Below are 15,059 nucleotides of genomic sequence, written 5' to 3'. Positions count from 1 at the left end.
GTGCACCATGGAACCCAGGCTGAACCTCTTCGCCAGCCCGGTGGCAGCCCAGTTCGGCAAGCACATCGTCGCGGCGGGCAAGGTACTCGCGGGCTCGACGCTGCCGGCCTCGACACAGGAACTCGTGAACATCCGCGCCAGCCAGATCAACGGCTGCAGCTTCTGCGTCGACATGCACACCAAGGACGCCGCGCACGCCGGAGAGACCTCGGACCGCATCAACCTGGTCGCGGCCTGGCGTGAGGCCACGGTCTTCACCGAGGCCGAGCGCGCCGCCCTGGAGCTGACGGAGCAGGCCACCCGCCTCGCCGACGCGGGCGGCGTCACGGACGAGGTGTGGGACAACGCCGCCAAGCACTACGACGAGGAGCAGTTGGCCGCCCTGGTGTGCACCATCGCCCTCATCAACGCCTACAACCGCGCGAACGTCCTCGTGCAGCAGCCCGCCGGCGGCTACCAGCCCGGCCACTCGGCATAACCGGAGGTGCCCGGCCGGCCGCTCCAGCGGGCCGGTCGGGCCGCCGGTCCCGTCCGGCCGACCGCTACCCTCGCGCCATGGCACAGGACATGCCCATCGACGTCCGGCCGGCTTCGGTCTTCGAGGACGTGCGGACCCTGGTCGGCCCGAAATCACCCGGCGCCAACGTGTGCTGGTGCCTGAGTTACCGCATCCCGTCCAAGCTCAACAATGAGCTGCGCGGACCGGCCCGCGGCGCGTACGTCGCCGAGCTGTGCCGCGAGAACCCTCCGCCGGGCGTGCTCGCCTACGACGGGGACGAGCCCGTGGGCTGGGCCGCCGTGGCCCCGCGCGCGGCCACCTCGTTCGCGCGCAACCGCAAGATCCCGCACGTCGACGACCTGCCGGTCTGGTCCCTGTGGTGCATCCGGGTACGCCCCGGTCACCGCAAGAAGGGCATCTCGCACGCCCTCGTCGCCGGCGCCGTCGAGTTCGCCCGCGCGCACGGCGCACCGGCCGTCGAGGCCTACCCGCTCGACAACGGCGACGCCAGGGTCGACATGACCATGGCCTACCCCGGCCTGCGGAAGAACTTCGAGCGCGCCGGCTTCGTCCACGCCGCCGACACCACCTCGGTGCTGGCCGGTCATCCGCGCGTCCTGATGCGGCTCGACCTGCGGACGTAGCGGCGCCCTCCACAGCCCGGGGTGGCGCCGCGACCGGCCGCCGTGGAAGCGTGGCGCCCGTGACGACCAACGACTACGACCGCGTGCGGCTCGGTATCGAGGCCATGACCGCCTACGTGTCCGGAAACGACCTGATGACGCAGTACATGGCCGCGCGCCGGGTCTCCGACGGCAATCTCGACCAGGTCGCCGACGGCGCCACCGCGCTCTGCGCGCTGCTGTTGCAGCAGATGGGGCGGATGACCGGGCGGTCCGAGCAGGAGATCCTCCAGGAGATCGCCCGAGGCCTCAACCGCGCCGAGCGGCAGGAGGAGTAGCAGAGGAGCAGCCCGGAAACAGGCGGAGTGGCCGGGAGCAGGCGCAGTGGCCAGAATCAGGCGGGGCCCGGAGCAGGCGGGGCCGGGAGCAGGACCACCGCGAGCCATGGGCCGTGGACCCTGGGCCGCGATGATCCGGCCCGCCGCCGCCGGAGCGGCTTGTCCCCCCGGCGCCGCCGGAGCGGCTGTCCGAGCCAAGCGTCGCAAGCGGGTCGTCCCGCCCCGGCGACGACGGGTGCCGTCCGCGCCCCCGCCGCCGCCTCCTCCCCGCCCTCGGGGCTAGCCCAAGTGCCGCGCCGCGAAGTCCAGTTCCAGCTGGACCTGCTTGATGCGCTCCTCCACCACCAGGGAGCCGTGGCCCGCGTCGTAGCGGTAGACCTCGTGCGGGGCGCCCCTCGACTCCAGGCGCTTGACGTAGTTCTCGATCTGGCGGATCGGGCAGCGCGGGTCGTTCACGCCGGCCGAGATGTACACCGGGGCCTTGACCCGGTCGACGTAGGTGATCGGGGACGACGCCTCGAAGCGGTCCGGGACCTCCTCCGGGGTGCCGCCCAGCAGCGTGCGGTCCATGGCCTTCAGCGCTTCCATCTCGTCGTGGTACGCCGTGACGTAGTCGGCGACCGGGACCGCCGCGATGCCCAGCGTCCAGGCGTCCGGCTGCACGCCGAGCCCGAGCAGGGTGAGGTAGCCGCCCCAGGAGCCGCCGGTGAGGATCAGCCGGGCCGGGTCCGCGAGGCCGGAGGCGATGGCCCATTCGCGGACCGCCGCGATGTCCTCGAGCTCGATCAGCCCGACGCGGTGCTTCAGCGCGTCCGTCCAGGCGCGGCCGTAGCCCGTGGAGCCCCGGTAGTTGACGCGGACCACCGCGTACCCGTGGTCCACCCAGGCCGCCGGGCCCGCGGCGAAGGAGTCGCTGTCGTGCCACGTCGGTCCGCCGTGGATGTCGAAGACCGTCGGCAGCGGTCCCGTCGCGCCCGCCGGCTTCTGGACCAGGGCGTGGATGCGGCCGCCCGGGCCCTCCACCCACACGTCCTCGACCGGCACCGAGCCCGGGGACTTCATGCCGGGCGGGTCCAGGACGACCCGGCCGCTCGTGGAACGCACCGCCGGCGGCTCGGCGGCCGACGACCACAGGTACTCCACGCTGCCGTCCGGGCGGGCCGTCGCGCCCGACACCGTGCCCGCCGGGGTGGGGATCTCGATCAGCTCGCGGTGCGCGAAGTCGTAGCGGAACAGCTCGCTGCGGGCCTCGAAGCTGTGCGCGACGAGCAGGCCCGAGCCGTCCGGGTACCACTCGGCGCTCACGTCGCCCGGCAGCTCCAGCGCCAGGTCCGTCTGCTCGCCCGAGGCCACGTCCCACACCAGCGGCTCCCAGCGGCCCCGGCGCTGGTGGCCGATGAGCAGCCGCGTGTCCCCGTCGACGGGTGCGAAGCCCAGCACCTCCAGGCCCAGCTCACGCGTGCCGCCCTCGGTGTCGTCCAGCTCGGCGACGGGCGTGCCGTCCGGGCGCAGGACGCGCAGCGCGGAGTGCATCGCGTCCCCGTGCTCCGTGTGCTCGATGGCGATCAGCGTGCCGTCGTGCGAGAGGTCGCCGACGCCCGCCGACTCCCGGTGCCGGTAGATCTCCACCGGGGCCTCCCCGACGCGCGCGAGGTGGATCGTCGTGCCGTCTTCGTCCGTGGAGCGGCCCACCACCGCCGTACGGCCGTCCCTGCCGAGGGCCAGGCCCGCCGGGTACGACGGCTGCAGGCCGGGCACCGCGAGCTCGTCGGCACCGCCCGCGAACGGCTGGCGGCGCCACACGCCGAACTCGTCGCCGTCCTTGTCGTCGAACCACCAGATCCACTCGCCGTCCGGGGAGAGCACGCCGTCCGTCGTGCCGTTGGGCCGGTCGGTCACCTGGCGCTGCCCGCCCGTCGACCGGTCCCAGGCGTACAGCTCGTACGTCCCCGTCGCGTTCGACACGAACAGGGAGCGGTCCGGGGCGTCCTCCGCCCAGTCGGGCAGCGACACCCGGGGTGCCCGGAATCGCTTCTCCCAGTCCGGCATTTCCTCGTTGCGCCGCTGATCCCGCGCCGCGGACCCGTTGCTCTCAGTCATGGCCCCATACTGCCCGTCCTCGGTGACAATCCGCTGCCGGGGCCCTCAGCCTGTGGACAACTTCCACCGGTCCCCCACCAGGCCGTCCCCGAGCCCTCGACCCCGCGGCCGGGGAACCCGCGAGAGCCCCGTACCGTTGAAGGCGTGTACCGGTTTCTGCTGACGCCCCGCTGGTGGGGGATCAACGTCTTCGTGCTGCTCGCCATCCCCTTCTGCGTGTTCATGGGGTCCTGGCAGCTCGGCCGCTTCGAGGACCGCGTCCAGGAGGACCGGAGCGTGACCGAACAGGCCGCGGCGAACCGCGCGGAGGCACCCGCCCCGCTGGACGAGCTGCTGCCGGTGGACAGGGCGACGTCCGGCCGGCAGGCCACGGCGACCGGGCGGTACCACGAGCAGCTGCTGGTCCCCGACCGTGAGCTGGACGGCAAGCGCGGCTTCTACGTCCTGACGCTGCTGCGGACCGACAGCGGCAGGGCCCTGCCCGTCGTGCGGGGCTGGCTGCCCGGGGACGCCGACGCGGCGAAGGCCCCCGCCCCGCCGAAGGGCGAGGTCACCGTGACCGGGGCGCTCCAGGCGTCCGAGACGCCCGGGAACAACGGGGTCAGCGCGCGCAGCGGGCTGCCGTCCGGGCAGACCGGGGCGATCAGCGCGGCGTCCCTGGTGAACCTGGTGCCCTACGACGTGTACGACGCGTGGGTCACGCTGGCCGACGGGGACTCCGGGATGGCGGCCGTGCCGGCCATCGCGCCGCAGGGGACGGGACTGGACCTGAAGGCGTTCCAGAACCTGGGGTACACAGCGGAGTGGTTCGCCTTCGCCGGGTTCGTGGTCTTCATGTGGTTCCGGCTGCTGCGCCGCGAGGTCGAGTTCCTGCGGGACGCGGAGCTCGGACTGGTCGAGACGGAGGGCGAGGGCGCCGGCGCCGAGCGCGTCACCGCCTGAGCGCGGCCCCTGCCGCCCGGGAGCGTCGGGCACGGTCGGGCGCCGACGGGGTGCCGTCGGCGCCCACGCGCTACTGCGCCGCCAGCACGCCCGTCCAGTAGACGGTTCCCGCGCAGGCGTTGGAGATCGTCACCGATGTCGAGGCGCCCGTGTCCGAGGTGTAGGTGACCGTGACGCTGCCGTCGGCCATGCCGTCCTCGGTGACCAGCTGGGGCGACGTGCCGGTGGCGCCTCCGGAGGAGTTCGTCGTCGTCGGCTCGTCGGAGGGCGTCGGTTCCGGCGACGGGTCCGGGTTGCCGCCCGTGGTGCCGCCGCTGTTGTTGGTGGGGCACGTCTCCGACGGCACCCAGGCGAACTTGACCTCGTACGAGGCCCCCGGCTGGAGCAGCAGGGCGGCGGACTCGGTCGACGGGTCGGGCAGGCCCGCCGCGGCGTCCCCGGCCACGTGCCGCTGGGTGCCCACCTTGGTCGGGTCGGCCGCGCCGCCCGCCAGCGTGCCGACGCTGCCGGGACCGCCGACGGTGCAGGCGGTGGAGGAGACGTTGGTGACGCGGAAGGAGCCGTAGACCGCTCCGGTGGAGTCGGGGGCTCCGCTGCTGCCGGTGGCCGTGCCGAGCTCGGCCGCCGTGCACAGCGCGGCCCCGCCGGCGATGGTGCTGGACGACGGGTCGGCGCCCTCGGTGACACCGGTACCGGCATCGGAGCCGCCGTTGTCCTTCTCGTCCTCCTTCTTGCCGTCCTGGCCCTTCTCCTCGGCCTTCCCGGCGTCACCGCCGGAGGCGCTCCCCCCACCGTTCGGACCCTTGCCCTCGGTGGAGCCGCCCTGCGCCTGGGAGGCGTGGCCGACGGCGGAGGGGTTGGCGTCGGAGCCGGTGGAGTTGGAGACGTGGACGAGAGCCGGGACGGCGGTACAGACGAACAGCGCGGCCGCCGCCATTCCCACGGCCGCCTGCCGCTTGCGGGCCCGCCTCGCGGGGACCGCCCGCCGCAGGTGGTCCAGGGTGCCGTCACGGGGTTCGACGTCCTGCACCGCCTGGTGCAGCATCCGGCGCAGGGCCAGCTCGTCCGAGCCGAACCCGTCGAGTGCGTCGGGTTCGTCGGGTCCGTCCGGGCCGGCGGGCGCGGCGAGCCCTTCGGGGGCCCGGTCGCGGGCGGCGGGCTCCGTCCTGCCGGAGCTCTGCCCGGCGGCGGGCTCCCGCTCCTCGGGACCCTGCCCGGCGGCGGCTTCCCGTTCCTCGGAGCCCAGTTCGGCAGGCCCCTGCTTGTCGGGGCCCTGGTCGTCGGGGCCGTGGTTCACAGTTCCGTTCCCAGCGTGCGATTGCTTCGGATCTTGCCCGTTCGGCCGCGTCGGCTCGTGTCGCTCCCGCGGCTCGCGTCGCGCATCGTTGCCCTCGCTCATACCGGTGCCTCCATGGCCACCCGGAGCGCCGCGATGCCGCGTGAACCGTACGCCTTGACCGAGCCCAGCGAAATTCCGAGCGTCTCGGCGACCTGTGCCTCGGTCATGTCCGCGAAGTAGCGCAGGACCAGCACCTCGCGCTGGCGGCGCTGGAGACCCTTCATCGCCTTGATCAGCGAGTCGCGCTCCAGCTGGTCGTAGGCGCCCTCCTCCGCGCTGGCCATGTCGGGCATCGGCTTCGACAGGAGCTTCAGGCCGAGGATGCGCCGGCGCAGTGCCGAGCGGGAGAGGTTGACGACCGTCTGACGCAGGTACGCGAGCGTCTTCTCGGGGTCGCGGACACGTTTGCGCGCGGAGTGCACGCGGATGAACGCCTCCTGGACGACGTCCTCGCAGGAGGCCGTGTCGTCGAGGAGGAGAGCGGCGAGACCGAGCAGCGAGCGGTAGTGCGTGCGATAGGTCTCGGTGAGGTGGTCGACGGTCGTGCCGGCGGCCGCGATGTCCTCGGCCACGTCACGCTGGTTCGGGATGCGGGCGGGCCGCGCAGCGGGCATGGGCGCGATCACCGGCATGCCACCGGGCGCGCCGGCCACGCGGGACCGGACGGCCCGGGGCGGCCGTAGGGCCGTGCCGCGGGACGCCGCCACTGAGAAGTCGAGTACCTCTGCCACGCCTGTTGGACACGCCGACCCCCGTGAGGGTTGTACGCGCCGGGCGTCGCGTTCCGGCCGATCGCCGCGGCAGACCGCTTCCTCGCGGCAGGCAGCACAGCTGACGGTGCGTCGTATGCCCTCATGCGTCCCGCTCTTCCCCTATGTCCCGTAAGAATCGGACGTCCCCACGCCCGTTTCGCGGCGTCCCCACGCCGCGCCGCACGCGCGCCCCCACGCCCCGCCCAGGACGACCGCAAAGACGCTCCCCGCCCTCCGCGTGGTTGCGGAGGGCGGGGAGGAAATCCTCGGATGCCGAAGGTGCCGCGTACAAGGGGTCCGGATCATCGACCGGCTCACATCTCGTGTGCAGATCCTACAAACGTTTTGCGCCGGGCATTCTGGTTTTCCCGCCGAGCCCGCCACATGCCGGAAAAATGGACACGCGGCTCAGGAGAACTCGGCCGCCACCAGCTCCGCGATCTGCGCGGTGTTCAGCGCGGCGCCCTTGCGCAGGTTGTCGCCGCAGACGAAGAGTTCGAGCGCCGTGGGGTCGTCGAGGGCCCGCCGGACCCGGCCGACCCACGTCGGATCGGTGCCCACCACATCGGCGGGCGTGGGGAACTCGCCCGCGGCGGGGTTGTCGAAAAGTACGACGCCGGGGGCCGTGGCGAGGATCTCGCGGGCCCGGTCGACGGTGACCTCGCCCTCGAAGCGGGCGTGCACGGTCAGCGAGTGCGTGGTGATCACCGGCACCCGTACGCAGGTGACGGCCACCGGCAGCCGGGGCAGGCCGAGGATCTTGCGGGACTCGTCCCGCACCTTCATCTCCTCCGAGGACCAGCCGTCCTCACGCACCGAACCGGCCCACGGCACGACGTTCAGCGCGACGGGCTCAGAAAAGGGCCCGGTGTCGTCCCCGACGGCCCGCCGCACGTCACCGGGGTTCGTCCCCAGCTCCGTACCGGCGACCAGGGACAGCTGCCGGCGCAGCGTCTCCACACCGGCGCGTCCGGCACCGCTCACCGCCTGGTACGAGGAGACCACCAGCTCGCGCAGCCCGAACTCGGCGTGCAGCGCGCCCAGCGCGACGATCATGGACAGCGTCGTGCAGTTCGGGTTGGCGACGATCCCGCGCGGCCTGTTGCGCACCGCGTGGGCATTGACCTCGGGCACGACGAGCGGCACGTCCGGGTCCATCCGGAACGCGCCGGAGTTGTCGACCACCACCACGCCCTTGGCGGCGGCGACCGGCGCCCACTGCGCGGCGACCTCGTCGGGCACGTCGAACATGGCGACGTCGACCCCGTCGAAGACCTCCTCGGTGAGCGCGACGACCTCGGTCTCCGCGCCGCGCACGGCCAGCTTGCGGCCGGCCGAGCGCGGCGAGGCGACGAGTCGGATCTCACCCCAGATGTCGGCGTGCTGGGACAGGATCTGGAGCATGACCGCGCCGACGGCCCCGGTCGCGCCCACGACCGCGAGCGTCGGTCGCCGCCCTGACCGCTCCATCAGCGGCCGGTGCCTCCGTAGACGACGGCCTCGTCGCTGTCCGAGTCCAGTCCGAAGGCGGTGTGGACGGCGCGGACGGCCTCGGCGACGTCGTCCTTGCGCGTGACGACCGAGATGCGGATTTCGGAGGTCGAGATCAGCTCGATGTTCACGCCGGCGTCGGACAGCGCGGTGAAGAAGTCGGCGGTGACACCGGGGTTGGTCTTCATGCCGGCGCCCACGAGCGAGATCTTGCCGATCTGGTCGTCGTAGCGCAGCGACTCGAAGCCGATGCCCGCGCGGTTCTTCTCCAGCGCGTCGATGGCCTTGCGGCCCTCGGCCTTGGGCAGCGTGAAGGAGATGTCCGTCAGGCCCGTGGACGCGGCGGACACGTTCTGCACGACCATGTCGATGTTGATCTCGGCGTCGGCGATCGTGCGGAAGATCGAGGCCGCCTCGCCCGGCTTGTCCGGCACGCCGACGACCGTGATCTTGGCCTCGGAGGTGTCGTGCGCGACACCGGAGATGATGGCCTGCTCCACCTGCTTGTCCCCTTGCTTGATCGGCTCGCTGCTGACCCACGTGCCCTGCAGCCCGCTGAAGGAGGAGCGGACGTGGATCGGGATGTTGTACCGGCGGGCGTACTCCACGCAGCGGTGGAGCAGCACCTTGGACCCGGACGCCGCCAGTTCGAGCATGTCCTCGAACGAGATCCAGTCGATCTTCCGGGCCTTCTTCACCACGCGCGGGTCGGCGGTGAACACACCGTCGACGTCGGTGTAGATCTCGCAGACCTCGGCGTCGAGGGCGGCAGCGAGCGCGACCGCCGTGGTGTCCGAGCCGCCGCGGCCCAGCGTGGTGATGTCCTTGCTGTCCTGGCTGACGCCCTGGAAGCCGGCGACGATGGCGATGTTGCCCTCGTCCACCGAGGCCCGGATGCGGCCCGGCGTCACATCGATGATCCGCGCTTTGTTGTGGACCGAGTCGGTGATGACACCTGCCTGGCTGCCCGTGAACGACTGGGCCTCGTGGCCCAGGTTTTTGATCGCCATGGCCAGCAGCGCCATGGAGATCCGCTCTCCGGCGGTCAGCAGCATGTCGAGCTCGCGCCCGGCAGGGATCGGGGAAACCTGCTCGGCGAGATCGATCAGCTCGTCCGTCGTGTCGCCCATCGCGGAGACCACGGCAACCACCTGGTTGCCGTTCTTCTTGGCTTCCACGATCCGCTTGGCGACGCGCTTGATGCCTTCGGCATCGGCTACGGAGGAGCCTCCGTACTTCTGCACGACAAGGCCCACGTGCGCTCCTCGCTCAGTCCGTCTCGTTCCGCACGTACGCATTCGTACTGCGGTCGGCTCAGTTTAACGAGCGCCCGGAAACACCCCGGGTGATATCGCATCGTGAGATGTCCCGCTCACGACATGATCACCCGGATGTTCCCGGGCCGCTCCGGAAGGGCACATGCCCAACCGGGCGGCGGGCACTCCGGAAAGTGGGCCAGGTCACGACGGGGCGGGCCCGGACGGCGCCGTTTTCCGGCAAACCGGCCGCGGCGCGGTCGGGCCGTCCCGCCGTCCGGTCGGAGCGCCCGCCCGCGCTATTTGACCGTGCGCAGCCCCAGCGGGCCCGCGATCTCCTCCGCCATGACACGGCCCGCCTCCGCCTCCAGGGCCTCGTCGCCGAGGTCCTCGTCGGTGTCCAGGCCGTCCAGCTCCTGCAGGGGCTGGTTCAGGCGGACGTGCGCGACCACCGACTGCAGCGCCCGCAGGGTCGCCGAGGCCGTCGAGCCCCAGTTGGAGAAGTACGAGAACTGCCACCACCACAGCGCCTCCGTGGTGCGGCCGGCCTTGTAGTGGGCCATGCCGTGACGCAGGTCGGTGATGACGTCGGCCAGGTCGTCGGAGATCCGGGCCGGCACCGGCGCCTTGCGCGGCTCGTAGGGGTCGAAGACCTCCGAGTAGACGTCGATGGGCTCCAGCAGGCGGGCGAGGTTCTCGCGGAGCTCGTCCACGTCCTGTTCCGGACCCAGGTCGGGCTCGTAGCGCTCGTCCGGCAGGATGTCCTCGTGCGCGCCCAGCCGGCCGCCGGCCAGGAGCAGTTGGGAGACCTCCAGGAGGAGGAAGGGGATGGCCGATTCCGGCTCGTCGCCCTTGGCGACCTCGGTGACCGCTACGAGGAAGCTCTCCACCTGGTCCGCGATCTGGACCGCGAAGTCGTCGGGGTCGTGGCTGGTCGCGTGCAGCGTGGCGTCAGACATCTAGGAGTCGTCTCCCCTCGAAGGCGCGGCCGAGCGTGACCTCGTCCGCGTATTCCAGGTCGCCGCCCACCGGGAGGCCGCTGGCCAGGCGGGTGACCTTGAGGCCCATCGGTTTGATCATGCGCGCGAGGTACGTGGCCGTGGCCTCGCCCTCCAGGTTCGGGTCCGTGGCGAGGATCAGCTCCGTGACCGTGCCGTCCGCGAGGCGCGCCAGGAGTTCCCGGATGCGCAGGTCGTCGGGGCCGACGCCGTCGATGGGGCTGATCGCGCCGCCCAGGACGTGGTAGTGGCCCCGGAACTCGCGGGTGCGCTCGATCGCCACGACGTCCTTGGGCTCCTCCACGATGCAGATCACGGCGGGGTCGCGGCGGCTGTCGCGGCAGATGCCGCACAGCTCCTCCTGCGCGACGTTGCCGCAGGTCGCGCAGAAGCGGACCTTCGCCTTGACCTCCATCAGGGCCTGCGCGAGACGCCGTACGTCGGTCGGTTCCGCCTGGAGGATGTGGAAGGCGATCCGCTGCGCGCTCTTGGGACCGACGCCGGGCAACCGCCCGAGCTCGTCGATGAGGTCCTGGACCACGCCTTCGTACAACGGACTGCCGCCCTTTCCTGGGTTCCTTCAGTACATACGCTAGTTGGCCGGGCCCGTCCTAGAAAGGCGGCGGGGACCGCTCAGAAGGGCAGTCCCGGGATGCCTCCGCCGCCCAGGCCCTGGGCCAGCGGGCCGAGCTTCTGCTGCTGGAGCGCCTGCGCGTTCTCGTTGGCCGCGTGGACGGCCGCGACGACCAGGTCGGCGAGGGTCTCGGTGTCGTCCGGGTCCACCGCCTTGGGGTCGATCCTCAGCGCCCGCAGTTCGCCGGCGCCGGTGACGGTCGCCCGCACCAGGCCGCCACCCGCCTGCCCGTCGACCTCCGTCTGCGCCAGTTCCTCCTGCGCCCGCTGCAGATCCTGCTGCATCTTCTGGGCCTGCTGGAGCAGCTGCTGCATGTTGGGCTGGCCACCACCGGGGATCACGATCAGCTCCTCTTCGGGGCACGTGCGGCACGGTATTTCCGCGCTTTTCCGTTCGGCACGAGCCTACGTGGTCACCGCGAGCGGCGCCCCGGCACTCTTTCGAGTGATACGAATCCGACTCCTATACCTGATCAAGCGCCACTTCCGGGCGGAAAAGCAGCGAAACCCGCCGCATCGCCACCCATTGGGCGGTAGGAAGGGGGCCGTCGCAACGGCATCAGGTGCCACAGCAGCGCCATGCGAGCGTCACGCACCGTGATCAGTAGGGAGTGCCGGGTGGGTCAGCCGGAGATGCAGCCCGAGGGTCCGCCTCACAACGGCCGGGGTGAGCGTGCTGCCCGGCTGCGGCCGGGAGACCTCACCGGGCGGCCCTTTCCGCTCGGCGACTGGGAGGAGCCCGCCCAGCGGCTGGACGAGCTGTACCGGTGGGTGGAACGCGGCGCGCTGGACACGGCGGCCTGGTACCTCGCCGACCGGGTGTGGAAGCGGCGCGGGGCGCGGGCCCTGCGCTGCGGTGCCGCCACGGGCGCGGTCGTGGGCGCCGCGCTGCCCCTGCTGGACCTGACCGGCGTGCTGGGCGGGGCCGCGCCCTGGGGATACCTGGCGCTGCTGCTGGCCGCGGCGTGCGTGGCCGCCGACCGGTTCTTCGGGGTGACGTCCGGCTGGATAAGGGACGTCGCGACCGCGCAGGCGGTGCAGCGGCGGCTCCAGGTGCTCCAGTTCGACTGGGCCTCCGAATGCGTGCGGGAGATCCTCGGGCCGACGGAGGGCACCGCAAGCGAGGCCGCCGAGCGGTGCCTGGGGGTGCTGCGGCGCTTCTCGGAGGACGTGACCGAGCTGATGCGCGCCGAGACCGCCGACTGGATGGTGGAGTTCCGCACCGGGGGCGCGCCGCTCGGCATCCAGGCTGCCGTGCCCGGCGGTTCCCGGACCGAGTCGGGCGCGGTGAACGGACGGTTCCCGCTGCCGCCGGGGGCCGCCGCCCGCCCGAACATGCCCCGGCAGCGCCCTCCGGAGCCCCGCTGACCCCGGAGCCCTGCTGACCCGAGCCCTGCTGACCCCGGCTCGGCGCAGGGCCCACAGGGCCCGCCGGGCCGCCGGGCCGCCGGGCCGCCGGGCCGCCGGGCCGCCGGACGCAGGGTCCGCCGTGGGCCCCTGGCGACCGGGCCCGTCACGGGTCGGCGCACAGCCGCAGGCCCTCCGAGGTCCAGCACGGCAGGTGGCCGTGGGTGCGGATGACGTCCTGGCCGTTGCCCCGGCTCAGATACGTCAGGAAGCTGGAGACGAGGGAGTCGGCGGGCGGCCGCCCGTAGGTGTAGGCGTATTCGAGTTCGCGGTACGGGTAGTCGCTCGTGCCGTCCTCGATGGCGTCCACGGACGGCTCCTGGCCGTCGAGCCGCACCAGGTGCAGGCCCTTCGCGTCCTGGGCGGCGTTGAACTCGCTGTAGCCGATCGCGCCGGGGATGGCGGCGACGGAGCTCAGCACCTGCTCGGTGGAGTCCAGTTCGCAGCGCACGACCGGTGAGCTCGGATAGTCCTTGTGGCGGCAGTCCACGGAGGTGTTGGCGATCTCGCTGCCCCCGAGGACGCGTCGCTGGAAGACCTGCCGCGTGCCGGAGTTGGCGTCCCTGCTGACCAGGTGCACGGGCAGGTCCGGGCCGCCCAGCTCCCGCCAGTTGGCGACCTCGCCCCGGTACAGGCGGCGCACCTGCTCGGTGGTCAGGTCGTCCAGCTTCACCCGGTCGTTGACGACCAGGGCGAAGACGGAGATCGCGAGGCGGTTCTCCCGCAGCCGGTCCGGGCCGTTCTGGTGGGGCCCGTCGGAGAACGCCACGACCGCCGGCGAACCCCGCTCCGCCTCGGCGCCGGCGGCCGCGAGTTCCCGGATGCCGGCCGTCGAGCCGTGCGCGTCCACGACGATGTCCGGGCCCGCCTCCGCGCAGTCCTTCTCGTACTTGCCGGCCGCCTCCCGCAGCACCGGCGCGAACGCGGTCGAGCCGGTCAGCGTGAGCGTGCCGTCGGTGCAGCCGATCGGCGGCCTGCTGTCGTCGCGGGTCACGACGAGGGCGGCGAGGGTGACCACGCTGGCCGTGAGCAGGACGGTGATGGTGCGGGCGGCCCGGCCGAACAGGGGCGGCTTGTCGTCCGGGGAGGCGCTGTGGTTGGGGTGCACCTCGCCGTCGCGGATGCCGCCGGTGAGCCGGATCGCGCGGCCCACGTCGCCGCCGGACAGCAGCACGAGCAGCTTGAAGTGCTCGCCGCGGTTGAGGGGGACGCGCGGGATGCGGAGCGTGTTGCCCTCGAAGCCGAAGCCGGCGTCCGGGGTGAAGTGCTCCATCAGGTGGTCGGTGCCGGACGGCTGGGTGACCGAGACGCCGCGCACCGTGCGGTCGGTGAACACGGCGGTCAGACCGTGCAGTTCGCGGCCGGTGTAGTCGTTGTCGGCGATGCTCTGCCAGCCGTCGTTCTCGATGCGCAGCAGGACGAGGGTGGCGTCCGACATGCCCGGGTACTCGTCGAACAGGCCGAGACGGCTGCCCACCCGGCCGGAGAGGACGTCGTCCCCTATCGGGTTGTCCATCTGGACGCGGTAGCCGACGCGTTTGCGGCGCGGCACCCGGCGCTCGTACCAGACCATGACGCCCGAGGCGCCGATGCCGAGGAGCGCCGTCACCACGGCCACCAGATTCTCCGCGCTCAGCCACTCCACCGTGGGGCCCCCGCCACTGTCCGGTGTCCAACAGGGCGATCACCGTACGGCCGCGCGGGGGCGCAATCCGGACACGTCGCCGGGAATTCGCCGGACGTTCAACGACCTTGCGCGCAAGGCGTTTTCGGTCACTCGCGGCGGTAGACGAGCCGCTCCCCCGTGGTCGGGTTCACCCGCTCCAGCGTGCCGTCCGGCAGGAGGGTGACGTCGGTCGCTGCGCCCGGAGCGCACGCGGTGCTGGGCTGCCCGGTCCGCACGCTGGACGGCCCGATGGCCAGCGGCCCCTCGGCGCCGGGCTTCTCGCTCAGCTCGGCGACGAACACGCAGCGGTAGTCGCTGCCGTTGTCGGCGGGCCCCTCGGCGGCGAGGGACAGGACGGTGTCCCCGACCTCGCCCTGCTGAATGGTCAGCCGCCGGGTGTGCTGCCCGGACGCGTTGTCGATGGTGGTGGTCCAGGTGCCGAGGTACCCCGCCGGGATCGCCCCGTCCGCCGACGGGGAGGGGGAACCGGTGGTCGGCCCGGGGTCCGGCCCGGACGGGGCGGGATCGGCCGACTGGTGCTCCCCCGTGACGGTCGGGGAGGGCGCGGGGCCTCCGCCCGACTGCTGGTCCCCGCGGTTCATCAGCGCGTAGACGGACCCGCCGGCGGCGAGGGCGACGACCAGTGCGACGACGACGAGCAGCACGGAGGAACGGCTGCTGCCGTGCGACGTTTCCGGCGGCGGGCCGTAGGCGGGGCCGGAGCCGTGCGGGTCGTAGCGGTGGGGCGGGGTTCCTGCGGGTGGGGTGCCGTAATGCTGCGGAGGGCCGCCCGGGGCCGGGGTGCCGAACTGCGGAGGCAGGGTGCCTGACGCGGGGGTGCCGTACGGCTGGGGCGAGGCGCTTGGCTCCGGGGTGCCGTACGGCTGGGGCGAGGCGCTTGGCTCCGGGGTGCCGTAGGGCTGGGGCGAGGCGCCCGGGTCGTGGCTGCCGGGCCAGGCCGGGGCGGGCTGGTGGGGGAAGCCGTAGGCGGGGCCGGGGTGCGGGGAGCCGGGGG

The 15,059-nt window shown here is 72.7% G+C and carries 14 protein-coding genes and 1 pseudogene; 5 read left to right on the top strand and 10 right to left on the bottom strand.

Annotated features, from left to right (window positions below):
- Positions 1-7: 7 nt before the first annotated feature.
- The 3 genes from QC282_RS12145 (at position 8) to QC282_RS12135 (ending at position 1,460) form a co-directional block, all read left to right on the top strand.
- A complete protein-coding gene (locus tag QC282_RS12145) occupies positions 8-478 on the top strand; it encodes a carboxymuconolactone decarboxylase family protein (protein ID WP_279549297.1) in 471 nt (156 codons plus the stop codon).
- 89 nt (positions 479-567) lie between these two features.
- Positions 568-1,143 carry a GNAT family N-acetyltransferase gene (locus QC282_RS12140; protein WP_279549449.1) on the top strand — a complete coding sequence of 192 codons (576 nt, stop codon included), beginning with the start codon at positions 568-570 and terminating at the stop codon, positions 1,141-1,143.
- 59 nt (positions 1,144-1,202) lie between these two features.
- Positions 1,203-1,460 (top strand): hypothetical protein, encoded by a 258-nt coding sequence (locus QC282_RS12135; RefSeq protein WP_279549296.1) that lies wholly within the window; start codon positions 1,203-1,205, stop codon positions 1,458-1,460.
- Positions 1,461-1,739: 279 nt separating this feature from the next.
- Here QC282_RS12135 and QC282_RS12130 read toward each other — a convergent pair whose 3' ends face one another.
- Positions 1,740-3,560 carry a prolyl oligopeptidase family serine peptidase gene (locus QC282_RS12130; RefSeq protein ID WP_279549295.1) on the bottom strand — a complete coding sequence of 607 codons (1,821 nt, stop codon included), beginning with the start codon at positions 3,558-3,560 and terminating at the stop codon, positions 1,740-1,742.
- Positions 3,561-3,704: 144 nt separating this feature from the next.
- Here QC282_RS12130 and QC282_RS12125 point away from each other — a divergent pair, with 144 nt between their 5' ends.
- On the top strand, positions 3,705-4,502 hold the full coding sequence (locus QC282_RS12125; RefSeq protein WP_279549294.1) for an SURF1 family protein: 798 nt from the start codon (positions 3,705-3,707) through the stop codon (positions 4,500-4,502).
- Between the two features lie 70 nt (positions 4,503-4,572).
- Here QC282_RS12125 and QC282_RS12120 read toward each other — a convergent pair whose 3' ends face one another.
- From QC282_RS12120 to QC282_RS12090, 7 genes are all read right to left on the bottom strand, one after another.
- On the bottom strand, positions 4,573-5,901 hold the full coding sequence (locus QC282_RS12120; RefSeq protein ID WP_279549293.1) for a hypothetical protein: 1,329 nt from the start codon (positions 5,899-5,901) through the stop codon (positions 4,573-4,575).
- Complete coding sequence (locus tag QC282_RS12115) at positions 5,898-6,473, bottom strand: SigE family RNA polymerase sigma factor (protein ID WP_279549448.1); 576 nt, start codon at positions 6,471-6,473, stop codon at positions 5,898-5,900. Before QC282_RS12115 ends, QC282_RS12120 begins: the two co-directional genes overlap by 4 nt.
- A gap of 528 nt (positions 6,474-7,001) precedes the next feature.
- Positions 7,002-8,063 carry an aspartate-semialdehyde dehydrogenase gene (locus QC282_RS12110; RefSeq protein ID WP_279549292.1) on the bottom strand — a complete coding sequence of 354 codons (1,062 nt, stop codon included), beginning with the start codon at positions 8,061-8,063 and terminating at the stop codon, positions 7,002-7,004.
- Positions 8,063-9,340, bottom strand: coding sequence for an aspartate kinase (locus QC282_RS12105; RefSeq protein WP_279549291.1), 1,278 nt, complete (start codon positions 9,338-9,340; stop codon positions 8,063-8,065). Before QC282_RS12105 ends, QC282_RS12110 begins: the two co-directional genes overlap by 1 nt.
- Positions 9,341-9,639: 299 nt before the next feature.
- The gene (locus QC282_RS12100) at positions 9,640-10,299 is read right to left on the bottom strand and encodes a DUF5063 domain-containing protein (protein ID WP_279549290.1); all 660 of its coding nucleotides are present in this window, start codon (positions 10,297-10,299) and stop codon (positions 9,640-9,642) included.
- Positions 10,292-10,891, bottom strand: coding sequence for a recombination mediator RecR (gene recR, locus QC282_RS12095; RefSeq protein ID WP_279549289.1), 600 nt, complete (start codon positions 10,889-10,891; stop codon positions 10,292-10,294). The genes QC282_RS12100 and recR overlap by 8 nt, the downstream gene beginning before the upstream one ends.
- 80 nt (positions 10,892-10,971) lie before the next feature.
- Positions 10,972-11,313, bottom strand: a complete 342-nt coding sequence (locus QC282_RS12090) for a YbaB/EbfC family nucleoid-associated protein (RefSeq protein ID WP_279549288.1) — start codon at positions 11,311-11,313, stop codon at positions 10,972-10,974.
- Between the two features lie 276 nt (positions 11,314-11,589).
- On the opposite strand from QC282_RS12090, the gene QC282_RS12085 reads away from it, so the two are divergent.
- Complete coding sequence (locus QC282_RS12085; protein WP_279549287.1) at positions 11,590-12,339, top strand: SLATT domain-containing protein; 750 nt, start codon at positions 11,590-11,592, stop codon at positions 12,337-12,339.
- A 145-nt stretch (positions 12,340-12,484) separates the two neighbouring features.
- Here QC282_RS12085 and QC282_RS12080 read toward each other — a convergent pair whose 3' ends face one another.
- Both QC282_RS12080 and QC282_RS12075 read right to left on the bottom strand, forming a co-directional pair.
- Entirely contained in the window at positions 12,485-14,023 is a 1,539-nt protein-coding gene (locus tag QC282_RS12080; protein WP_279549286.1) for a substrate-binding domain-containing protein, read from the bottom strand.
- Positions 14,024-14,151: 128 nt separating this feature from the next.
- A pseudogene (locus QC282_RS12075) lies at positions 14,152-15,059 on the bottom strand (serine/threonine protein kinase); the annotation flags it as partial.

The sequence above is a fragment of the Streptomyces sp. DH24 genome (genome assembly GCF_029813775.1).
GTDB lineage: Bacteria > Actinomycetota > Actinomycetes > Streptomycetales > Streptomycetaceae > Streptomyces.
Note: the sequence above shows the minus strand (reverse complement) of the source record. Positions and strands in the feature narration are given on the sequence as shown.

Excerpts from the sequence above, each read along its gene's own strand:
- QC282_RS12115 (WP_279549448.1), bottom strand. The coding sequence starts at position 6,473 with ATGCCGGTGATCGCGCCCATGCCCGCTGCGCGGCCCGCCCGCATCCCG.
- QC282_RS12120 (WP_279549293.1), bottom strand. The coding sequence starts at position 5,901 with ATGAGCGAGGGCAACGATGCGCGACGCGAGCCGCGGGAGCGACACGAG.
- QC282_RS12145 (WP_279549297.1), top strand. The coding sequence starts at position 8 with ATGGAACCCAGGCTGAACCTCTTCGCCAGCCCGGTGGCAGCCCAGTTC.
- QC282_RS12130 (WP_279549295.1), bottom strand. The coding sequence starts at position 3,560 with ATGACTGAGAGCAACGGGTCCGCGGCGCGGGATCAGCGGCGCAACGAG.
- QC282_RS12100 (WP_279549290.1), bottom strand. The coding sequence starts at position 10,299 with ATGTCTGACGCCACGCTGCACGCGACCAGCCACGACCCCGACGACTTC.
- QC282_RS12110 (WP_279549292.1), bottom strand. The coding sequence starts at position 8,063 with ATGGAGCGGTCAGGGCGGCGACCGACGCTCGCGGTCGTGGGCGCGACC.
- QC282_RS12140 (WP_279549449.1), top strand. The coding sequence starts at position 568 with ATGCCCATCGACGTCCGGCCGGCTTCGGTCTTCGAGGACGTGCGGACC.